This is a genomic window from Staphylococcus sp. Ze2 (assembly GCF_048568365.1).
GTDB classification, from domain to species: Bacteria; Bacillota; Bacilli; order Staphylococcales; family Staphylococcaceae; genus Staphylococcus; species Staphylococcus xylosus.
The window spans coordinates 369,412-391,849 of the sequence record NZ_CP183486.1; the positions used below are offsets into that span (position 1 = coordinate 369,412).

General features: G+C 33.4%; 20 protein-coding genes. 17 read left to right on the plus strand and 3 right to left on the minus strand.

The genetic code is table 11. From position 1 onward, the window contains the following. Positions 1-3: 3 nt before the first annotated feature. A complete protein-coding gene (locus ACM591_RS01515) occupies positions 4-429 on the minus strand; it encodes a pyridoxamine 5'-phosphate oxidase family protein (RefSeq protein WP_016911010.1) in 426 nt (141 codons plus the stop codon). 183 nt (positions 430-612) lie between these two features. Between ACM591_RS01515 and ACM591_RS01520 the strand changes: the two genes are divergently transcribed. After that, positions 613-1,986, plus strand: a complete 1,374-nt coding sequence (locus ACM591_RS01520; RefSeq protein ID WP_058625630.1) for a cryptochrome/photolyase family protein — start codon at positions 613-615, stop codon at positions 1,984-1,986. A gap of 21 nt (positions 1,987-2,007) precedes the next feature. Next, the gene (locus ACM591_RS01525) at positions 2,008-2,448 is read left to right on the plus strand and encodes an antibiotic biosynthesis monooxygenase family protein (RefSeq protein WP_225489395.1); all 441 of its coding nucleotides are present in this window, start codon (positions 2,008-2,010) and stop codon (positions 2,446-2,448) included. A 266-nt stretch (positions 2,449-2,714) separates the two neighbouring features. Here the strand turns inward: ACM591_RS01525 and ACM591_RS01530 are convergent, their stop codons facing one another. After that, entirely contained in the window at positions 2,715-2,957 is a 243-nt protein-coding gene (locus ACM591_RS01530) for a hypothetical protein (RefSeq protein WP_029378635.1), read from the minus strand. Positions 2,958-3,148: 191 nt separating this feature from the next. On the opposite strand from ACM591_RS01530, the gene licT reads away from it, so the two are divergent. From licT to ACM591_RS01560, 6 genes are all read left to right on the plus strand, one after another. Then, a complete protein-coding gene (gene licT, locus ACM591_RS01535) occupies positions 3,149-3,991 on the plus strand; it encodes a BglG family transcription antiterminator LicT (RefSeq protein WP_029378634.1) in 843 nt (280 codons plus the stop codon). Between the two features lie 178 nt (positions 3,992-4,169). After that, entirely contained in the window at positions 4,170-6,044 is a 1,875-nt protein-coding gene (gene ascF / locus ACM591_RS01540) for a PTS cellobiose/arbutin/salicin transporter subunit IIBC (protein ID WP_135059223.1), read from the plus strand. Beyond that, on the plus strand, positions 6,041-7,465 hold the full coding sequence (gene ascB, locus ACM591_RS01545) for a 6-phospho-beta-glucosidase (protein ID WP_326026888.1): 1,425 nt from the start codon (positions 6,041-6,043) through the stop codon (positions 7,463-7,465). Before ascF ends, ascB begins: the two co-directional genes overlap by 4 nt. Before the next feature lie 239 nt (positions 7,466-7,704). Continuing rightward, positions 7,705-9,516 (plus strand): purple acid phosphatase family protein, encoded by a 1,812-nt coding sequence (locus ACM591_RS01550; RefSeq protein ID WP_029378631.1) that lies wholly within the window; start codon positions 7,705-7,707, stop codon positions 9,514-9,516. Positions 9,517-9,595: 79 nt separating this feature from the next. Beyond that, positions 9,596-10,267, plus strand: a complete 672-nt coding sequence (locus ACM591_RS01555; RefSeq protein ID WP_029378630.1) for a hypothetical protein — start codon at positions 9,596-9,598, stop codon at positions 10,265-10,267. Between the two features lie 342 nt (positions 10,268-10,609). Beyond that, the gene (locus tag ACM591_RS01560; RefSeq protein ID WP_058625627.1) at positions 10,610-11,485 is read left to right on the plus strand and encodes a 5'-nucleotidase, lipoprotein e(P4) family; all 876 of its coding nucleotides are present in this window, start codon (positions 10,610-10,612) and stop codon (positions 11,483-11,485) included. Between the two features lie 326 nt (positions 11,486-11,811). Here ACM591_RS01560 and ACM591_RS01565 read toward each other — a convergent pair whose 3' ends face one another. Then, entirely contained in the window at positions 11,812-12,546 is a 735-nt protein-coding gene (locus tag ACM591_RS01565; protein WP_186335471.1) for an NAD-dependent protein deacylase, read from the minus strand. Between the two features lie 484 nt (positions 12,547-13,030). On the opposite strand from ACM591_RS01565, the gene cntK reads away from it, so the two are divergent. The 9 genes from cntK to cntE all read left to right on the plus strand — a co-directional run bounded on the left by cntK (position 13,031) and on the right by cntE (position 22,250). Continuing rightward, positions 13,031-13,852, plus strand: coding sequence for a histidine racemase CntK (gene cntK / locus ACM591_RS01570; protein WP_038679292.1), 822 nt, complete (start codon positions 13,031-13,033; stop codon positions 13,850-13,852). Positions 13,853-13,861: 9 nt separating this feature from the next. Further along, positions 13,862-14,680: a staphylopine biosynthesis enzyme CntL gene (gene cntL, locus ACM591_RS01575; RefSeq protein ID WP_038679289.1), complete on the plus strand. Its 819-nt coding sequence runs from the start codon at positions 13,862-13,864 to the stop codon at positions 14,678-14,680. After that, a complete protein-coding gene (gene cntM, locus ACM591_RS01580) occupies positions 14,673-15,971 on the plus strand; it encodes a staphylopine biosynthesis dehydrogenase (RefSeq protein ID WP_029378625.1) in 1,299 nt (432 codons plus the stop codon). The genes cntL and cntM overlap by 8 nt, the downstream gene beginning before the upstream one ends. Positions 15,972-16,081: 110 nt before the next feature. Beyond that, on the plus strand, positions 16,082-17,680 hold the full coding sequence (gene cntA / locus ACM591_RS01585) for a staphylopine-dependent metal ABC transporter substrate-binding lipoprotein CntA (protein WP_326008028.1): 1,599 nt from the start codon (positions 16,082-16,084) through the stop codon (positions 17,678-17,680). Positions 17,681-17,695: 15 nt separating this feature from the next. Beyond that, positions 17,696-18,628, plus strand: coding sequence for a nickel/cobalt ABC transporter permease (gene opp1B, locus ACM591_RS01590; RefSeq protein WP_029378623.1), 933 nt, complete (start codon positions 17,696-17,698; stop codon positions 18,626-18,628). Further along, positions 18,628-19,497, plus strand: coding sequence for a staphylopine uptake ABC transporter permease subunit CntC (gene cntC, locus ACM591_RS01595; RefSeq protein ID WP_029378622.1), 870 nt, complete (start codon positions 18,628-18,630; stop codon positions 19,495-19,497). The genes opp1B and cntC overlap by 1 nt, the downstream gene beginning before the upstream one ends. Next, complete coding sequence (gene cntD, locus ACM591_RS01600; RefSeq protein WP_326008025.1) at positions 19,494-20,309, plus strand: staphylopine uptake ABC transporter ATP-binding protein CntD; 816 nt, start codon at positions 19,494-19,496, stop codon at positions 20,307-20,309. The genes cntC and cntD overlap by 4 nt, the downstream gene beginning before the upstream one ends. Beyond that, a complete protein-coding gene (locus ACM591_RS01605) occupies positions 20,302-21,051 on the plus strand; it encodes an ABC transporter ATP-binding protein (RefSeq protein ID WP_029378620.1) in 750 nt (249 codons plus the stop codon). Before cntD ends, ACM591_RS01605 begins: the two co-directional genes overlap by 8 nt. Before the next feature lie 11 nt (positions 21,052-21,062). Further along, positions 21,063-22,250: a staphylopine family metallophore export MFS transporter CntE gene (gene cntE, locus ACM591_RS01610; protein WP_326026886.1), complete on the plus strand. Its 1,188-nt coding sequence runs from the start codon at positions 21,063-21,065 to the stop codon at positions 22,248-22,250. Positions 22,251-22,438: the final 188 nt, after the last annotated feature.

The window sequence follows — 22,438 nt, forward strand, 5'->3', positions numbered from 1 at the left end:
TAACTAATCGAACGTAATGGTTTGTGGTGTATCTAATTTTTTATCGTTCATAATTTTTATGGATTTTGGTATTACTTTAATTACACACAAGTTTGGATCATCCTTAGAGTCAAAAAAGGACTTATCTTGTTTGTTCCAAATCCAATCAATAGTCTCTTGATCTTTCAGTATTTCAACATTAGCATCAATTTCTAGAAAACTACGATTATTCGTTTCATCGTAACCTATAAGTACATGAGCTTTGGGATTATCTTTAAATTCAGCAATTTTTTTAGACTCAATGCTTGTCTTAGTATAAAGTGTGTGTCCATCATTATAAAATACCATGTATCTACTATTAGGTGTATTGTTATGTGCAGTAGATAGGACACCTATTTTTGATGTATTTAATATATTTTCAATTTCATTTTGTAATTGTTCGTTATTCATAATTTAATCACCTCTGATAATAATATACCCTGAAGTTGCCTATAATATGTAAGGTCTTAAAATTTATTTTATTTTTTAGTGAATTATACAAAAGTTAAAACGGGTATATGATTGAAAACACAATCTTAAGTTAAAGGACAATTATAAAGTGAATTTGTATGAAACAAGCTGGGAGGCAATAAAATGCATTTAGGAGTCATACTTAACAGAGTTTTTAGAACGAAAGATAATCCACTTTTTCAATATATAGTGAAGCATCAAAATGAGATAAATAAATTGTATTTGATCTTACCTTTAGAAGATTTAACTGACGCATCAGAAGTAAAACGTGACTATTACCATAAAGTTGTAAAAGGATTTGCAAATGCTTTAGATAAGCATGATATACAACCTCATATTGTCACATATGAAAAGCTAGGTGAATTAGCCGAAACATTGGCGTTATCTCACGTATTAGTAGCAAAAGATATTATGAGTTATCACAAAGAAATATATGACTATCCTCATGTAAAAAAGGCTTTTGAAAATCACCAAATTACAGTAATTGGACAGCGCGTGAATCATTATTTTGAGCCAACAAAGACTTTTAATAAACAGCAACAGCCTTATAAAGTATTTACTAGTTTTTATAAAGCAAATCGTCAGGATTTAGTATACACCCCTAAAAAAAGTTATCAATTTAAGCAGTTGTCTCAAATTGCGGAAAAGGGTTCAAATCAAAGTGACTTAAAATTTGAAAATGATAAAGATATAGAAAAGTTAGCGCGTAAAGCTTGGGCTGATTTTTTAAATGGTGACATAGCTGATTATGATAAATTGACTGACGATGTGTCGCAGGATTTTGTAAGTGGATTAGGTAAATATTTAGCATATGGACTACTCGATATTCGTGAAATTATAAATGATTTACTTGAAGATTATGAGAGCGATGAAAAAAATTATGAAGCTTTTATAAGAGAGGTTATATTCCGTGAATTTTATTATGTGTTAATGACACAGTATCCAGAAACGGCAACTAAATCTTTTTCTGAAAAGTATCGAAACATGCAATGGTCGTATAATAAAACACATTTTGAAGTATGGAAAAAAGGTCAAACTGGCTACCCAATCGTTGATGCCGCAATGAAGAAGCTGAATCGTACAGGCTATATGCATAATCGCTTACGAATGGTCGTATCACAATTTTTAACGAAAAATTTATTTATTGATTGGACTTGGGGTGAGGAGTACTTTAGACAGTATTTGATAGATTATGATAATGCATCTAATGTACATGGATGGCAGTGGTCGGCATCTACCGGAACAGATGCAGTGCCTTATTTCAGAATGTTTAATCCTATACGTCAAAGTGAGCGCTTTGATGCGCAAGGGTATTTTATTAAAACACAGCTAGAAATATTTAATGATGTGAGCAGTAAATACATTCATGATCCAACTAAATATAAAGACAAGTTACAAGAAATTTATCATATTGAAATTGGAAAAGATTATCCACAGACTATCGTGAATCATAAAAATAGTAGAGATTATGTTATGGATAAATTTAAGCAATTATGACATATCATCCAATAAAAAGGAGTGATTCATTTGTTGAAAAATGAAATACATCGTATTTATTTAGACAAAAATAATAATGAGGTAACTATTAATAGATTTAATGTGACATATCGCTATACTATATTAGAACAAATTAATGATTTGCCACAATATGGTTATGCAGTTTTAAACCATTTATATGCTAATCCTGGTTTAGAGGCAGACTTCGAGCATGTGTTCTTAAATAGAGATAAACATCTAAGGCATACTGAAGGATTTGAAAATCTATTGTTTTTAAAGCCACATAGTACACATGAACATTATGTTATCATTACGTTTTGGCAAGACGAAGCAGCTTACAAACATTGGCAAGAGTCTCAGGAATATAAAGCATCTCATAAAAATAGAGGAACCAAACAAGGTGCTGATAAATCTATTGTAAATAGAAATCTATCCTTTAATATTAGTTTAGAATTAGAGTAGGACGTGTTGTAATAGTAGCTATTTAGTAGTTTAATAAGTTATTTTTATAGCTTTTGAAATTTAGTTTTTTTTTAATAAGAGTTGATGCATAATCAAACTTGATTATGTGACAACTCTTTTCTTTGTTATAAGTGTATTAGAAATGAATAAGGTGTTCTAGAATAATATTGTCACTTAATTTCAACAGCAATATCAATGTTTAATAGTCGGCACCATAATACTCATGCTTAAGACATACCTTATAGATAACCGTCTAAAAGGCATCCTTATATTAAAAATAATCTTTGAAAAGACTTGCGGAATTTTACCCATGCATCTGTATCAAGGTAATATTTATCTCCTGTTTTAATGATGACTTCTTTTTTGATTAAATTATTGAAGGTTCTTGTGTGCTTAATATTTAAATCATCGTAAGTTTTAGCATTTAGGGGTGAAGTAGCTTCTAATTTAATCATTTGCTTAGCAACTCTATTTTGTTTCCAAACAATCGCTTCTGCACCATTAGACATAAGGCTCACTCCTTTTTGTATAATTATAACATTATATAATATTGGTATCATAGTTTAATATTTTAATGATTTGTACAATATAAATAGAAGTGACAGATTGAATCAACAAACTTTTAGCACATAAATTGTATTATATTGATATTTCCAGTACGCATATGGCAAAATGTATTTACTACCATAAGGGGTGTTATATGAAAATAAATAAAATCATAAATAACAATGTGATTAGTGTCACGCAAAATAATCAAGAGCGTGTCGTTATGGGGAAAGGCATTGGATTTCAAAAACACGAAGGAGATATCGTAGAAGAATCGAGGATTGATAAGATTTTTGATTTAAGCAGTCAAGAGATATCAGAACGTTTCAAAACGTTATTAATTGAAGTGCCAATCGAAGTTGTTCAAGCAGTTGAGAAGATTATTGAGGTTGCTAAAGTTGAATATCATAAAGACTTGAGTGATACCATTTATGTCGCACTCACAGATCATATAAATTTTGCAATTGAGCGTCAACAACAAGGTATGACGATAAAGAATGGCTTATTGTGGGAAATAAAAAAATTCTATCCTACTGAGTACGAGATTGGGATACGTGCTTTGGACTGGATTGATGAAAGTGTAGCTGTTAAATTACCCGTTGATGAAGCGGCGTTCATAGCGATTCACTTACTCAACGCAGAACATAATAATTTGGCGGATTACAACCAAGTGACTGAAATGGTGAGAAATATCTTAAGTTTAGTAAAATATCATTTTAGATTAGAATTCGATGAAGAAAGTCTAACTTACTTTAGATTTGTAACACATCTAAAGTTTTTAGCGCAACGTATTAATGCTAATAGTCCACTTAATACAAGTGAAATGGAACTCTATGAAATCGTGAAGGAAAAGTATAAAGACGCGTTTAAGTGTGTGAAGAAGATTGAATCATTTTTAAATAAAAAGTATCAGTATGAAATGACTCAAGACGAAGCTTTATACTTAACGATTCATATACAAAGATTAATATCTAGAAATGAAAGCGTTGACAATTAATAATTATGTGGTAGATTAATGTTAAGAAAACAAAATAAACAATTAATTGTTTAGGATTGTAACTGTTCGGCAGGCGAGACCTAAGCCATTAATAGACGATTTTATCTGGGGATAAGTGTGTCTATTTATGGTTTAGGTCTCTTTTTTTATTGTCCTAAATAAGATGGGAGTGACTCAAATGGGAAATGAGCAAAGGATGGCTGATGAAATTTTAAAAAATATCGGCGGCAGTGATAATGTAAAAAATTTAACACATTGCATGACACGTTTAAGATTTGTATTAAAGGATGAAAGTAAAGCCAATGATGAGGCTATAAAAAATCTAGATGGGGTAATGGGTTTGCGAAAACAAGGAGGACAATATCAAATTATTGTCGGCAATAATGTTTCACGAACGTATGCTGATCTAATGAAATTGGGAGTAAGCGGTGGTGCTAAGAGTAACGAACCCGTTGAGAAGAAAAAATTAACACCTAAGCAAATAGGTATTAATATTTTAGATGCCATTATTGGTACGATGTCACCTTTAATACCTGCTATTATCGGTGGTTCAATGATTAAATTGTTAGTAATGATTTTAAATATGACTGGGGTATTATCATCTGAAAGTTCAACGTTTAATATACTAAATACGATTGGTGACGCACCGTTCTTCTTCTTACCTATGCTTGTTGCAGTATCGGCAGCTAGGAAATTTAACAGTAATGTGTTCTTGGCATTAGCAGTAGCTGGGGTCATGGTTCATCCAGTATTTATGGAGATTATGGAGAAAGCCGCTGAAGGTAAAGCAGCAACATTTGCATACGTACCAGTCATGTCTGTGAAATATACGTATACGATTATTCCTGCTATCGTTATGACTTGGCTATTGAAATATATTGAAGATATCATTGATCACATTACGCCTATCGTTATGAAAAACTTTTTAAAACCTATGTTGATTTTGTTAGTTGCAGCGCCAATTGCAATTATTATTGTTGGACCTGCTGGAATTTTAATAGGTACAGGATTATCGCAATTTGTCTTCTTCGTGCATGATCAATTAGGTTTCTTAGCAGTAGCTATTGTAGGTGCATTATGGCCGTTATTAGTTATGACAGGTATGCATCGTGTATTCACACCTACGATTGTTCAAACTATTGCGGAGACTGGTAAAGAAGGTATGGTTATGCCATCTGAAATTGGTGCCAATTTATCACTTGGTGGTGTTTCACTTGCAGTAGCATTTAAAACTAAAAATAGAGAATTACGACAAACATCATTAGCGGCAGCCTCTTCAGCTATTATTGCAGGCATTACTGAGCCCGCATTATATGGTGTAGCCATTCGATTAAAACGCCCTATGATTGCATCGATGATTACAGGATTTGTTGCAGGAGCAGTTGCAGGACTAGCAGGTCTTGCGAGTCATTCTATGGCTTCACCTGGTCTGTTCACAAGTGTGCAATTCATAGATCAAGACAACCCTATGAGTATTCTATGGATAATTGTTGTAATGGTTTTATCTATTGTATTGTCATTTATTTTAACTTTAGTGCTTGGATTTGAAGATATACCAGAAGCAGAAGATGATTTATTAGATGCAGAGTCGAAAGGTGACATGATTGTAGAGGCGCCTGTTGAAGGTAAGGTGAAGCCGATTGAAAGTGTTGAAGATGATGTGTTTAGTAGAGAAGTGATTGGTAAGAGTGTAGCGATTGAACCAATAGGTAATAAAATATATGCGCCAGTAACAGGAACAGTGACCTCAGTCTTCCCTACGAAGCATGCTGTTGGAATAACAGGTGACGATGGTGTAGAAGTATTAATTCATGTAGGTATTGATACTGTTAAGCTAGAGGGGAAACCATTCACATCTGAAGTTGAACAAGGCGATCATGTGAATAGTGGTGAGGTTATTGGATCCTTCGACTTAACTAAAATTATTGAAGCAGGTTATGACCCAACAACAATTGTAGTTATTACAAATACAGATGATTATGACTCTATTACGTCTTTCGATACTGTTGACGTTAGTGCTCATACATCAATATTAGGAGTGGTTAAAAAATGACGATAAAAACTTTTCCAGAAAATTTTCTTTGGGGTGGTGCTATTGCAGCAAATCAAACAGAAGGTGCGTGGAATATTGGTGGAAGAGGTCTAAGTAATATAGATTTAATACCACATGGACCAAACAGACAAGATATTAAATTAGGATATAAAACATCGCAATTAAGTGATAAAGAATACTATCCAAGCCATACAGGTATAGATTTTTATCATCATTATAAAGAAGATATTGCTATGCTTGCTGAAATGGGATTGAAAGTCTTTAGAACCTCTATTTCATGGAGTAGAATTTATCCGAATGGTGATGAAGCAACACCTAATCAAGCCGGTATTGATTATTACACAGACTTATTTAAAACATGTAAAGAGCATAATATCTCGTTACTCGTAACATTGGCACATTTTGATATTCCTATGGGGATTGTTGAGCAATATAATGGTTGGAAGAATAGAGAAACAATTGATTTATATATTAAATTTGCAGAAACATGTTTTGAAAATTTTGGTGCATATGTTGATTATTGGATTCCATTTAATGAAATTAATGTTGTGTTACACAGCCCATTTTCAGGTGGTGGATTATATTTTGATGAAAATGAGAATAGGGAAGCATTGTTATATCAAGCAGCACATTATATGTTAGTTGCAAGTGCTAAAGCTGTGAAAAGTTGTCACCGTATCACGCCCGATGCTCAGATAGGTTGTATGATTGCAGGCGGTAGTTTTTATCCGTATAGCTGTAATCCCGAAGACGTCTGGCAGTCTATGATTGACGAAAGAACGAATACGTTCTTTGTAGATGTTCAGTCTAAAGGGAAATATCCTTACTATATGGAATCACTATTTAAGTCTAAAGGAATCCAAATTGATATCACTGAACACGATAAAGAAGTTTTGAAACAAACCGTAGATTTTGTAGCGTTCAGCTACTATGCATCTAGAACCTCTATTGCTGATATTACAAGAGTAGAACAAAATGAAGGTAATGTAATAGTATCGGCTAAAAACCCATACTTAAAGATGAGTGATTGGGGATGGGTTGTCGATCCGCTTGGTTTAAGGATTACGATGAATCAAATATATGAACGCTTTGAGAAACCACTATTTGTGGTTGAAAATGGATTAGGAGCAAAAGATGTCATAGAAGCAGACGGCAGTATCCAAGATGACTATCGTATTGATTATATGCAACAACATATTCAAGCGATGCATGATGGCATTCAAGACGGTGTACCATTGCTTGGCTACATTAGTTGGGGAATTATAGATTTAGTCTCAGCATCCACAGGTGAAATGAGTAAACGTTATGGTATGATATTTGTTGACAAAGACGATGCTGGTAATGGCACCTTAAAACGTAAAAAGAAGAAATCATTTGATTGGTATAAAAAAGTCATACAACAAAATGGTATAGAAATCTAAAGAGTTAGAGAACCAAGTATTTATATTTGGTTCTCTTTTTTATTTTGTACCTCCGTAACACAACAATTGTTTTTATTAAAAGACAATATGTTTTTTCAATCTAGGAATCATATGAAATATAACAATAATCAAATTATAATTGAATATTTACAAATAATATATTTAATTAATATAGGCTTAAAATAGTAATGTTAGAGTTGTGAGGAAAGAGTGATATGTATCATCAGAGGAGGAGTTATATGAATCAGAAGAAGCATCAATCGATTACTTTCCGCGCTGCAACGAGTTTTGTCCTATTATTTAGTCTTATTGCTACACCACAAGCAGCACAAGCAAGTAGTTCAGAGAAAGCGGCCGATAATGCCAATCCAACAGCACAGCAAGAAAGCAATAATAAAATAAAAATTTTAGACAAAAAGCCTAAAGTTGAAGAGATCAAAAAGCAAAACAAGCCTAACCGAATTATTACAAATATAAACGGTAATCCACAGTCAGAAATGGGTTTTAGTTGGTATACATCAGATAAATTTGATGACTCCAAAGTATGGGTCTCAGAGTCTAAAAACTTTAAAAATGCCAAAACATTTGATGCAGACGCTCAAAAAGTAGATTCAAAATACCTTGAAAGAGATAAGCAAGGAAACATCATTTTTAAAGATATTGCTAAAGATGATGAAGGTGAACCAGTAAAAGGTAAAGACGGTAAAGAAAAAGTGAATGGTTATTATACAGACAAACATGCTGGTGGACCAGAATGGATGAGTGGCGACAAGCATGGAAAAACAAACTTAATAACTGAAGCAGAGCATACATACAAAGCACAAGCAAAAGGTTTAAAACCGAATACGAAGTACTACTATAAAGTAGGAAGTGATAAAGGTAAAAAGAGCCAAGTTGGACAGTTTAAAACAGCAGGCAAAAAAGGCGATCCATTTAATTTCGTACAATACACAGATACGCAAAATGCATTTTGGAATGAAAATGTAAGAAATGAAGCTGCATTTGGTGCAGATACATTGAAAAATGCTATTCAAACAGCTGGAGATCCTAGCTTTGCTTTACACACAGGTGACTTTATTGAAACAGCAGAAGTTGAAGATGAATGGAAAGATTTATATAAACAATCGCGTCCGTCATTCATGTCATTACCAGTTGTGGCTACAGCAGGAAATCATGATGAATACGCATTAAATGAAGAAGATGAAAAACTATTAACTAAATTTAATGAACATGTGAACGTACCAAAAGAAAATGACGCTGTGAATGGTGGCTCTTACTACTCATTTGATTACAACGGTGCACATATGGTTGTTGCAAATACCAATGACAACAAAAAATCTAAAGACAATCCAGATGAAAAAGCAATTGGCAAAAAACAAATGGAATGGATTAAGAAAGACATCAAAAAAGCACGTGATAACGGCTCCAACTGGGTGGTTTTAAATCTACACAAACCAATGTATTCTAAGTCTTATCATGCTTTATCAGACGAAGATGTGAAGAAAATTAGAGAAGAGTTAACAAAAGAAATAGATGAGTTAGATGTAGATTTAGTATTACAAGGTCATGATCATGTATTATCACGTACACATCCACTAGAACATACATCGACAAAAAACAGTTTCGTGAATGCTAAAAAAGAAGACACTAAACAATTTGTTGGTCAAGACAACGTCACATATTATGATAATCCAAAAGGTTCTGTGTATGTGCTGCCCAATACAGGTGGAACAAAAGAATATGACAGTATCTATGACCGTTCTTTAGAACATATTAAAAAAGTAAGACCAGAATTAAGTGGGTTAACTGAAAAAGATTTAGAACACTATAACAGCCTATTTAAATTAGGTAAGCAACCTCAAGAAACAGATGCCTTTAAAGATAGTCACTCAAATAACCGTGACTCTTCTTCACAAAACTTCTCAGTCTATGAAGTTGAAGGTAATACATTGAAGGTTAAAATTTATCAATTAAATGGTGACATTAGTAAGGGTGAACAGCGTAATGTTGAATTAGTTGATGAATTTGGTATTCAAAAAGACAATAAATAATTAAATCAATGCCTAAGTTAGAGGATAATAGTCTAGCTTAGGCCTCTTGATTTCCCAGGAAATTGAGGATTGATAGATAATGAAACGAGCAATAAGATATTTAACAATAATAGTTTTATCTTGTATGGCGTTAGCTGCTTGTAATAATGAAACAGAAGAACCTCAACAGTCAGGTGAAAAAGCTAAAGCTACTAAAAGTGCTAACCAAGAAAAATCATCTAAAGCGTCTATCTCAGACAAAGATAAAAAGGAAATTAAAAAAGAAGTCTTGTCGTGGCTTTCAAAACATGAAAAAAACAATGATAAGGCAGTATCAAATCGTTATTTCGGTAGCGGTAGTATGTCCGATGGGGATTGGTATGCAGGTACTGAAGATGGGGAAATTCAAGTAAGCAACAAGGGGAAACCAGGGGCGAAAGCTTTTGATTTACATACTGTGACAGGCGCAGTAACTTACACATCAAATGAAGGGGTGACTGGTATAGATAAAGATTCAAAAAACTTATCAAATATTGAAGGGTATAATGCAGTCGCTGATATTAATAAACCCGTAACTAAATATTTATTTGCAGATAACGGTCAAGTGTATGAATATGCATTTAACGATTCAAAAGACATTACACTGTCATCTGGTTTTGCACCTAAAGATCATAATGGAAAAGACCCAAACTTAAGTCCAAACCAAATGTTCAAAATAAGTGATAATAAAGCACTTAACGATTTTTATAGCAAGTTATTGGAGAAATATTAGTAAACTATTATAACTTTATCGCATTAGCTTATATCACTAGTGATAGTAAAAAGTAAGTTGTTATATTGAAGCTTATAGTGGAAATAATAATAGTAAAGATAGAGACACTAAAATATTTATCCAGTGAGAAAAGTACAGAATAAATAAAAACACACCCCAAAAGTTGGACTAAAAATCTAACTTTTGGGTTTTTTGTATAATATTAACTGAAAATAAGCTACATAAATAAGAAAGACAAAAGCAATGCTATAAAACTTTATAATATATGAATAGAAATAGGTATTCACTTTTTTTGAAATTTATTATATGCTTTGAAATATATTAACTAAATGAGGTGAGCATTTGAATAAATTTTCAAAATCTGTCATATCGATTTCGCTTGCAACTGTATTTACAATTGCAACACCACTAACTACATATACTACTGTTGTGCATGCCAATGAATCAACTGCACCGGTAATGGAACAACAAGATCAAACAAATCTTGGCTCTGAAAATATTATGGCAGTTTCATGGTATCAAAATTCAGCAGAAGCTAAGGCACTTTACTTACAAGGTTATAATAGTGCAAAAGTACAATTAGACAAAGAGCTTGAAAAAAATAAAGGCAAACATAAACTTGCAATCGCACTTGATTTAGATGAAACTGTTCTAGATAATTCACCTTATCAAGGTTACGCGTCTATAAATAATACATCGTATCCGGAAGGTTGGCATGAATGGATACAGGCCGCTAAAGCAAAACCTGTATATGGCGCTAAATCTTTTTTGAAATATGCCGATAAAAAAGGTGTAGACATTTATTACATTTCTGATAGAGACAAAGAAAAAGACTTTAAAGCAACTCAAAAAAACTTGAAAAAGCAAGGTATTCCACAAGCCACAGATAATCACATCTTGCTTAAAGATAAAAATGATAAAAGTAAGGAACCTAGAAGACAATTAGTAGAAAAAAATCATAAGTTAGTAATGTTATTTGGTGATAATTTATTAGACTTCGGGGACCCTAAAAAACCTAATGCTGCAGAGCGTGAAAAGTTTGTTCAACAACATAAAGAAGACTTTGGTAAGAAATACATTATTTTCCCTAATCCAATATATGGTAGTTGGGAAGCAACACTATATAACAATAACTATGATATGAGTGATGCGCAAAAAGATGAACTAAGAAAGCAATCAATTAAGCAGTTTAATCCTTCAACTGGAAAAGTTGAATAATAATAAAATTGCTAGTGAAACAACATGTATTTTTATTACTAGTTAATGAAGAATAATTTAGAGATTTGAACCAAAGTGAGTTATCTGGAGAACCGTTAATTCGATAAAAAATACGATTTATATAGCTATATTAATTTTAAGACTGTAAACATATTTACTTTCAGAGTAATGTTTATAGTCTTTTTTCTAATTAGCAGGTATGTAACTTATGTGAATATAGATAAAATAAAAACCAAGATCAATGAAGTATGACATCCATTGATTTTGGTTAATTGTGCACTATTAAGAAACGTCTATTGAAAGTGCTAAGTTAGACTCCGCGCGAGCTAGTTTAAATTATGAAGCGTTGAAATTACTGAAACCATATCGTCATTGATGACTAAATCTGCATTATGATCATAAGGCGTCACATCTTTATTAATAATAATAAGATTTTCTCCTTTGAAGTTTGAAATTAGACCTGCCGCTGGTTGAACTACGAGTGACGAACCTAACACAATTAATGTATCAGCTGTTTCAATTTTATTAATAGCATTAAAAATAGTATTTTGATTTAACATTTCTCCATAAAGTACAATATCAGGTCTAATGATGCTGCCACATGACTCACAATGGCGCAAGTGATGCTCCATGACGTAAGTTTTGTCATATTTATTGAAACAATCAACACAATAGAATTGATTTAAAGTCCCATGAAGTTCATCTACATTTAAGCTGCCCGCATCTGAATGAAGGCCATCGATATTTTGGGTGATAACACCTAAAGATTGATGGTCTTTTTCTAGTTGCGCAATCCATTGATGAATGGTATTGGGTTGTTTATCAGCAAGGAGTAAACGTTTATGATAAAAATCGACAAATCCCTCCGGATCATCTTGTAGATAATTAGTACTTAACAAGTACTCAGGTGAGTAACCATCTTTTGAAATTTCATCGAACAAGCCACCCATAGAACGGAAATCAGGTACACCGCTTGCCACAGAGACACCAGCACCTGTAAAAAATGTTATTCTACGAGAATTATTAATGATATCTTTCAATTGTTCAATATTACGATCCACACTTATCACTCCATTAAAAAATATACTCTCTTGTTGCGAATATTTTATTATACTTAAGATAATTTTAAATATTAGCTACTATTTTAGCAAATATGGAAAAGTATAATTAAGAGCAAATAAATCTATGACTATTGTAAGGCATCTAATGTACTAAGAATATTATAGATTGAATCTAAACAAACTCGATAAAGCCTCGTCATTCACAGTGCTTCTTATGTATTAGTGAATGATTGGGGCTTTATTTTTTTATATGAAATTTTAAAAAACCATATATATTTTCTAAAATAAAAGTACAATTAAAGTTTTTTTAATAACTATTAATTGAAAAATATTATCATTTGTATTGACAACTATAAAGGACCAATATATGATATAAATCAAATCGTAACTATTACGATTTGATTAGACTGCTGCAATGAGCTAAAGTTTTTTAATCAATATTAATAGATTTATATAAAATATTTTTAAATAGAAGGAGAGTCGTATGAGTCGAAAGGTTATAGAATTTTCAAAGTATAATCCATCGGGGAATATGACGATACTAGTGCATTCGCAACATGATTCAAGAGATTACGCAAACATAGCTAACCAATTGATGACAACGAGTCATGTTTGTTGTGAGCAAGTTGGATTTATAGAATCCACCAATACGGATTTTAATAGAAATTGTCATTTAGTTATGAGCGGAAATGAATTTTGTGGTAATGCCACAATGTCATACATACATTATTTGCAAGAAAGTAACATACTGCAAAAACATCAATGTGCAATAAAAGTTTCGGGATGTACTGAGTTGGTTCAGTGTGAAGTACATAGCAATCAACATTATGAAGTCAGTATGCCCCAAGCACAGCACGTGTCCCCGGTAAAGCTTAATATTAATCAGCAACAATGGCATGCAATAGAAATTGTTTATGAGTCATATGTGCATTTTGTTGTTCCAGTCACTGAAGTGACTACAGAATTGCAACATCAGGTTGAACAATTTGTCCGACAGCAAACAAGGAGTAATAAGTATAAAACAATAGGTATCATGTTATTTGATGAACAACGTCAGTTTCTTAAACCACTTATTTTTATACCAGAAATTCAAAGTTTGGTTTGGGAGAATAGTTGTGGTTCTGGTACTGCATCGATAGGTATTTTTAAAAATTATAAATCTAACAGTACATGCGAGGATTTTATAGTTCATCAGCCGGGCGGCAACATTTTAGTAACATCTAGGAAATGTCCAAAGTCTGGGTTCCAAACTTCCATTAAAGGACAAGTCTCAACTGTCGCAACAGGAAAAGCATTTATAGAATAGGAGACTGAAATGAAAAATTTAGAGAAAGAGATTAGCGCTATATTACATAAATATTTATTGAATTTTGAAACACTATATGAAAATGTCTTAGAAAATAGTGACTCCGTTGATGCATTAGAAACATTAGTGGATGAGTACAGTCAGTTTATATTAAATCCCGTGTTTAAACGATTATACGAAGATTGGGAAGATGAAGTGGTAAAAGAACATCTCACGACGAGGCTCCAATTTATATCAGCCCAATGTGTTAAACAAGTAGAAGTGATTCGAGCGCAACGTTTGTTAGGCGGTAAGACTTCTACTTCTGGCTACTTTGATAACATAGAGCACTGTATTAATGAAGAATTTGGGCAATGTCATATAACTGAAAATGACAAATTATTGTTAGTTGGCTCTGGTGCATATCCTATGACGCTCATTCAAGTGGCAAAGGAGACTGGCGCTGCTGTTATTGGTATTGATATTGATCCAACGGCAGTTGATTTAGGGCAAAGAATTGTTAAAGTATTAGCGCCAAATGAAGATATTGAGATTACAGAGCAGACAGTAAATCAATTAGCAGATATCAAAAAAGTGACACATATTATATTTAGTTCAACAATTCCAATTAAATATGACATATTAGAGCAACTTTATGATTTAACGAATGAAAATGTTGTTGTTGCAATGCGATTTGGTGATGGAATCAAATCATTGTTTAATTATCCTTCTAAGGAAACTAGCGTAGATAAATGGCAATGTGTAGATAAACGTATACAACCTAATCAAATTTTTGATATTGCTTTATATCGAAAGACAGCAATAAAGGTTGGTGTAGCGGATGTCTAAAACATTAATTATAGGTACGGGGCCAGTTGCAATTCAATTGGCCAATCTGTGCCATCTAACAACAGACAAGCAAATAAATATGGTAGGCCGTGCCTCAACCTCGTTGAAATCAAAAAAGTTATTTCAAGCGTATCAACGCGATAACTACTTTGAAGTAACGACACAAAATGATGCCCATAAACAAATGGCAGGTCGCTTTCAAATTAATCACTTATATGCCGACATACAAGATGTTGAAGGTATTTATGACACGATTATTATGGCGTGTACTGCAGATGCATATCATAGTACATTGGCACAACTATCGACAACAACATTAGAAAAAGTAAAGCGTATCTTGTTAGTTTCACCTACATTTGGTTCGCAAATGATTGTAGAACAGTACATGGCGGATTTTAATAAAGATATTGAAGTTATATCGTTTTCTACGTATTTGGGCGACACACGTTTGTACGATGTTGCGCAACCTAATCATGTTGTCACAACTGGGGTGAAGTCCAAATTATACATAGGTTCTAATCTTGGTTATTCGGAAACAATTGTTTTTTTAAAAGGTGTCTTCGAACAATTTCACATAGCTTTGACTGATATGCCAACACCTCTACATGCTGAAACACGCAATAGTTCTTTGTATGTACATCCCCCATTATTTATGAATGATTTTTCATTAAAAGTCATTTTTGAAGGGACAGAGGTACCTGTTTATGTATATAAGTTATTTCCAGAAGGTCCAATTACGATGACGCTCATTCATGAAATGCGCTTAATGTGGACAGAAATGATGACCATTTTAGCGAAATTTAGTGTGCCGTCAGTCAATCTTTTGGAATTTATGGTGAAAGAAAACTATCCTGTGCGTCCTGAGACATTAGCGGATGATGACGTCTGCAGTTTTGAAAAATTACCAGCAATCCATCAAGAATATTTATTATATGTCAGATATACAGCAATATTAATAGATCCGTTTTCAGAGCCTGATCAGCACGGCCGCTATTTTGATTTTTCGGCGGTACCGATTAAGCAACTTTATGAAAATGAACAAGGCGTCATTCATATACCACGTATGCCAAGTGAGGATTATTATCGTACTTCAATTATTCAACATATTGGGAAACTATTAGGTATTAAGACACCAATGATTGATTCATTTATGAAGCGTTATGAGCAATATTGTCAGGACTATAAAAAGCATAACCATCACAAACAACTATCATCACAATTCAACATGAACTTATTTAAAGATGATAAATCTTTGGTAGGGGCTTTCTTAGATACCAAAGGTAAGATTTAGTAATAAAGATTTGTAATATAAGAATATTAAATAGTTTTTTGTTTTACATAAGTATGATTCACACGAATATAAATGATATTACAATTTATAAATGAGAAAGAGGAAAAATGATGAATAAACTTACTAAGATGAGCGCAGTATTAATTGCATCAGGTATTATTTTAGCGGGATGTGGAAACGGTAAAGGCATAGAGGAAAAGAAAGAGAATAAGCAGTTAACGTATACAACAGTGAAAGATATTGGAGACATGAATCCACATGTCTACGGTGGATCTATGTCTGCAGAAAGCATGATTTATGAGCCGCTTGTACGTAACACTAAAGATGGTATCAAGCCATTGTTAGCTAAAAGTTGGGATGTATCTGATGACGGTAAAACGTATACTTTCCATTTGCGGGATGATGTTAAATTCCACGATGGTACTGAGTTTGACGCTGAGGCAGTTAAGAAAAATATTGATGCAGTTCAACAAAATAAAAAATTGCATTCATGGTTAAAGATTTCAACATTAATTGATAATGTCAGTGTTAAAGACAAATATACTGTCGAAATTCAGTTAACAGAACCGTATCAACCGACTTTAGCAGAATTAGCAATGCCACGACCATATGTATTTGTATCACCAAAGGATTTTAAGGATGATGGAACCAAGAATGGCGTGAAATCATTTGATGGCACAGGTCCATTTAAACTGGGTGAACATAAAAAAGACGAGTCAGCAGATTTTAATAAAAACAATGATTATTGGGGCGAAAAATCTAAGTTAAACAAAATACAAGCAAAAGTAATGCCTGCAGGTGAGACTGCCTTTTTATCAATGAAAAAAGGTGAGACAAACTTTGCTTTCACAGATGATAGAGGTACAGATAGCTTAGACAAAGACGCCTTAAAACAGTTGAAAGATTCTGGTGATTACCAAGTTAAACGTAGCCAACCTATGAATACAAAAATGTTAGTGGCAAATTCTGGTAAAAAAGACAGTCCAGTGAGCGATAAAACTGTAAGGCAAGCGATTGGTTATATGGTAAATAGAGATAAAATATCTAAAGAGATATTGGATGGCGAAGAAAAGCCAGCAACACAACTATTCTCTAAGAATGTTACAGACATTAATTTTGACATGCCTGCGCGTAAATATGATATGAAAAAGGCGAAAGCACTGTTAGATGAAGCGGGATGGAAACAAATAGGAGATAGTAAAGTCCGCAAAAAAGATGGCAAAGCATTAACAATGACTATGTATTATGACAAGGGCTCTTCGAGTCAAAAAGAACAAGCAGAGTTTTTACAAGCAGAATTCAAGAAAATGGGTGTTCAATTACAAATTAATGGTGATACATCAGATAAAGTTGCAGAACGTCGTACATCTGGTGACTATGACTTAATGTCTAATCAAACTTGGGGATTATTGTATGACCCACAAAGTACAATGAGCGCATTTAAAGCAAGTAATGGATATGAAAGTGCAACTTCAGGTATCGCTAACAAAAATGAGCTGTACAACAATATTGATGAATCATTTAAAATTCAAGATAGTAAACAACGTTCTGCTGCATATAAAGAAATTTTACAACAAATAGATGATGAAGGTATTTTCATTCCTATATCACATGGCAGAATGACTGTGGTTGCACCTAATGATTTAGAGAAATTATCATTTACACAGTCGCAATATGAATTGCCGTTTAATGAAATGCAATTTAAATAAAGGAGTGCATTCATAGTGTTCAAATTTATTTTAAAGCGCATGATAATTATGGTTCCATTGATGATTGTAGTGAGTTTCATGACATTCTTACTAACTTATATAACAGATGAAAATCCGGCGGTTACAATTTTACATGCGCAAGGCACACCGGACGTATCGCCCCAATTAATTGAAGAAACAAATGAGAAGTACGGATTAAATGATCCGTTATTAATTCAATATATGAATTGGTTATTGCAAGCATTACAGTTAGATTTTGGTACGAGTTATATTACAGGCGATCCTGTTGCAGAACGTATTGGACCAGCATTTTTAAACACCTTAAAACTGACTGTCATTTCCAGCATTATGGTAATGATTACATCAATTATTTTAGGTGTTGTTACTGCCTTAACAAGAGGGAAGTTTGCAGATCGTGCAATACGTTCTGTGGCTTTCTTTCTAACGGGCTTACCATCTTATTGGATTGCTTCGATGTTAATCATTTATGTTTCTGTAAATTTAAATTTATTGCCAACCTCTGGACTGACGGGTCCTGAAAGTTACATATTGCCAGTTATTGTTATTACTATTGCATATGCTGGTATTTACTTTAGAAATATTAGGCGTTCAATTGTTGAGCAGTTGAATGAAGACTATGTACTGTATTTGAAAGCAAGTGGGGTGAAATCGACAACGCTAATGTTGCACGTATTACGTAATGCATTACAAGTTGCCGTATCAATATTCTGCATGTCTATACCAATGATTATGGGTGGTTTAGTAGTAATCGAGTATATATTTGCTTGGCCAGGTTTAGGGCAATTAAGTTTGAAAGCCATATTAGAACATGACTTCCCTGTCATACAAGCTTATGTATTAATTGTCGCCATACTATTTGTAGTATTTAATACATTGGCAGATATAATCAATGCACTCTTGAATCCAAGATTAAGGGAGGCAGCGTGATGATTATTTTAAGACGTTTGTTACAAGACAGAGGTGCCGTTATTGCTTTAACCATTATTGTCTTATATGTTGTGTTAGGTTTTGTAGCTCCTTTTGTAACAATCTATGATCCTAATTACATAGATACAGCTAACAAATATAGTGGAATAAGTTTACAACATTTCTTAGGAACTGATCATTTAGGACGGGATATTTTAACGAGGCTAATTTATGCGATTAGACCGAGCTTATTATATGTTTTTGTAGCGCTATTTATTTCTGTTTTGATTGGTGCCATATTAGGTTTTGTTTCTGGTTATTTCCGGGGTTATATTGATGCTATTATCATGCGTATGTGTGATGTGATGTTAGCGTTCCCTAGCTATGTTGTTACACTCGCACTGATTGCATTATTTGGTATGGGTGCTGAAAATATTATTATGGCATTTATTTTAACGCGTTGGGCATGGTTTTGCCGTGTGATTCGCACAAGTGTGATGCAATATACAGCATCAGATCACGTTAAATTTGCGAAGACAATAGGCATAAGTGATTTGAAAATTATTCGCAGACACATAATGCCGTTGACACTAGGTGATATTGCAATAATATCTAGTAGTTCTATGTGTTCTATGATTTTACAAATATCTGGATTTTCATTTTTAGGGTTAGGTGTTAAAGCGCCGACTGCTGAGTGGGGGATGATGCTCAACGAAGCTAGAAAAGTAATGTTTACTCATCCAGAAATGATGTTTGCTCCGGGTATTGCTATCGTTATTATAGTTATGGCATTTAACTTTTTATCAGATGCATTACAAATTGCGATTGATCCAAGGATATCTTCAAAGGAAAAACTACGTTCTGTGAAGAAAGGATTGGTGCAATCATGACGTTATTAACAGTAAAACATTTGTTTATCAAAGATAGCTGGACAAATCAGACCATTGTTAACGGGGTGAGTTTTACAGTGGATAAAGGTGAAGTGCTAGGTATTATTGGTGAAAGTGGAAGTGGCAAGTCAGTTACGTGTAAAGCTTTAGTAGGCTTGAATCCTAAGCGCTTAAGTGTTGAAGGAAAAGTGACATTTAATAATGTACAAATGCTTACTTTGTCAGAAATGCAGTTAAAGAAGCATAGAGGTAAAGATATTGCGATGGTTATGCAACAAGGCAGCCGTGCATTCGATCCATCATCTACAGTGGGCAAGCAACTGATTGAAACTATGAAGGTTCATACGCAACTATCGATTCAAGAAATCGAAGCAACATTGATAGAATATATGGATTATATGGGATTAAGCAATCCCAAACAGATATTAAAGTCATACCCCTATATGTTATCTGGGGGAATGTTACAGCGTATGATGATTGCTTTAGCTTTGGCATTAAAACCCAAACTAATTATTGCAGATGAACCGACGACAGCTTTAGATACTATTACACAGTATGATGTGTTACAGGCGTTTAAAGATATTAAGCAGCATTTCGATTGTGCCATGATCTTTATTTCACATGACTTAACAGTGATTAATCATATCGCAGACCGAGTAGTCGTGATGAGAAATGGACAACTTATTGAAGAAGGCGCTAGAGAAGCGGTACCATACCAACCACAACAACCCTATACTCAATATTTATTATCCACACGAAAAAAAGTTAATGATTATTTTAAATCTGTATTAAGGGGGAAAACAGATGCTTAAGATTATGAATGTTGAAAAGTCATATTCGCGTTCGCAAATATTTAGGTGTAGTATGACCCCTATTGTTAAAGATGTATCCTTTGAATGTCCAGTTGGTAAAGCAATTGCAATTATCGGCGAGAGTGGTAGTGGAAAATCAACATTGAGTAGGATGGTATTAGGTATTGAGAAGCCTAACAAAGGTTCAGTAACGTTGAATGATCAGCCAGTGTATAAGAAAAAGGTCAGAAATTATCAAATAAGTGCGGTTTTTCAAGATTACACATCTTCATTACATCCTTTCCAATCTGTGAAAGAAATATTATTAGAAGTGATGTGCCAGTGTGACAATCAACCTAAGGCAGTTATGGAGAAACGAGCGATAGCATTATTAGAAGAAGTTGGATTATCGAAAGTATACATGGACAAATATCCCAATATGTTATCCGGTGGTGAAGCACAACGTGTAGCGATTGCCCGCGCGATAAGCATGAATCCCCAATATATATTGTTTGATGAAGCAATCAGTTCTCTAGATATGTCGATTCAAACGCAAATTTTAGATTTGTTAGTAAATTTACGCTCGAAAAGGCAGTTAAGTTATATCTTTATTACACATGATATTCAAGCTGCTACTTACTTATGTGAGCAGTTAATTATTTTTAAAAACGGTAAAATTGAAGAACAAATTGCAACCAAAGATTTACATCTAAGTGATAATGCTTATACAAAAGCTCTAATTGAAAAACAACTATCATTCTAAGGAGTGAGACGATGAAAGGTGCTATGGCATGGCCTTTTTTGAGACTATATATACTAACATTAATGTTTTTTAGTGCTAACGCTATTTTGAATGTCTTTATACCATTACGAGGACATGATATTGGAGCTACAAATACGGTTATCGGTATTGTAATGGGTGCTTATATGTTAACTGCTATGGTATTTAGACCTTGGGCAGGGCAAATTATTGCACGTGTTGGCCCGATTAAAGTATTACGCATCATTTTAATTATTAATGCAATTGCATTAATTTTATACGGTTTTACTGGATTAGAAGGATATTTCTTAGCACGTGTGATGCAAGGTGTTTGTACAGCGTTCTTCTCGATGTCATTACAACTAGGAATTATTGATGCTTTACCAGAAGAGCACCGTTCAGAAGGGGTTTCGTTGTATTCACTATTTTCGACAATTCCCAATTTGATTGGTCCTCTTATAGCTATTGGTATTTGGCACGCTGACAATATATCTATTTTTGCGATTATTATTATTTTTATTGCGCTATCCACTACGTTCTTTGGCTATCGTGTCACAATTACCGAACAAGAACCGGATACCTCTCATAAAATTGAAAAAATATCATTTAATGCTATTACGGTATTTGCTCAGTTTTTCAAAAATAAAGAGTTGTTTAATAGTGGTTTAATCATGATTGTAGCATCGATTGTATTCGGTGCGGTAAGTACTTTTATTCCGTTGTACACTGTGAATTATGGCTTTGCGAGTGCGGGTATATTCCTAACTATTCAAGCTATAGCAGTGGTTGTAGCAAGATTTTATTTAAGGAAATATATACCATCGGATGGATTATGGCATCCAAAATTTATGGTAACTGTGTTATCGCTACTGATGATTGCATCTTTTGTTGTGGCGTTTGGCCCGCAAGTAGGCGTCGTAATTTTCTATACGAGCGCAATCTTAATCGGTATCACACAAGCTTTGGTATACCCAACATTAACGTCTTATCTAAGCTTTGTCTTACCTAAAGTAGGGCGTAACATGTTATTGGGTTTGTTTATTGCATGTGCAGATTTAGGCATTTCTTTGGGAAGTGTCATAATGGGACCACTATCTGATTTATTAGGATTTAAATGGATGTATATTATTTGTGCTCTACTTGTGATTGGCGTCATGTTTTTAAGTGCGATGAAACATCCTATATCCTATAAGTCGAGCTAACGTGGATTCTAAAAAAGGTTCATTGATTAAGTTTAAAATTATAGAGGTATTATATATAATAAACGCTATAAATTGCTTGGAAAAGGCATTTTATAGCGTTTTAAATTTGGAAATTCAAATAAATAATAAGGAAATCTTTATTAACATACTTTATACTTAAAACAAAATGACAGAATAGAGGTTATTGT

Bases quoted from the DNA above. Each gene is read 5' to 3' on its own strand.
- ACM591_RS01550 (WP_029378631.1), top strand. From the start codon at position 7,705: ATGAATCAGAAGAAGCATCAATCGATTACTTTCCGCGCTGCAACGAGT.
- cntC (WP_029378622.1), top strand. From the start codon at position 18,628: ATGATTATTTTAAGACGTTTGTTACAAGACAGAGGTGCCGTTATTGCT.
- cntM (WP_029378625.1), top strand. From the start codon at position 14,673: ATGTCTAAAACATTAATTATAGGTACGGGGCCAGTTGCAATTCAATTG.
- ACM591_RS01520 (WP_058625630.1), top strand. From the start codon at position 613: ATGCATTTAGGAGTCATACTTAACAGAGTTTTTAGAACGAAAGATAAT.
- ascB (WP_326026888.1), top strand. From the start codon at position 6,041: ATGACGATAAAAACTTTTCCAGAAAATTTTCTTTGGGGTGGTGCTATT.
- cntA (WP_326008028.1), top strand. From the start codon at position 16,082: ATGAATAAACTTACTAAGATGAGCGCAGTATTAATTGCATCAGGTATT.
- ACM591_RS01605 (WP_029378620.1), top strand. From the start codon at position 20,302: ATGCTTAAGATTATGAATGTTGAAAAGTCATATTCGCGTTCGCAAATA.
- ascF (WP_135059223.1), top strand. From the start codon at position 4,170: ATGGGAAATGAGCAAAGGATGGCTGATGAAATTTTAAAAAATATCGGC.
- ACM591_RS01530 (WP_029378635.1), bottom strand. From the start codon at position 2,957: ATGTCTAATGGTGCAGAAGCGATTGTTTGGAAACAAAATAGAGTTGCT.
- cntK (WP_038679292.1), top strand. From the start codon at position 13,031: ATGAGTCGAAAGGTTATAGAATTTTCAAAGTATAATCCATCGGGGAAT.
- cntL (WP_038679289.1), top strand. From the start codon at position 13,862: ATGAAAAATTTAGAGAAAGAGATTAGCGCTATATTACATAAATATTTA.
- cntD (WP_326008025.1), top strand. From the start codon at position 19,494: ATGACGTTATTAACAGTAAAACATTTGTTTATCAAAGATAGCTGGACA.
- licT (WP_029378634.1), top strand. From the start codon at position 3,149: ATGAAAATAAATAAAATCATAAATAACAATGTGATTAGTGTCACGCAA.
- ACM591_RS01555 (WP_029378630.1), top strand. From the start codon at position 9,596: ATGAAACGAGCAATAAGATATTTAACAATAATAGTTTTATCTTGTATG.
- ACM591_RS01515 (WP_016911010.1), bottom strand. From the start codon at position 429: ATGAATAACGAACAATTACAAAATGAAATTGAAAATATATTAAATACA.
- cntE (WP_326026886.1), top strand. From the start codon at position 21,063: ATGAAAGGTGCTATGGCATGGCCTTTTTTGAGACTATATATACTAACA.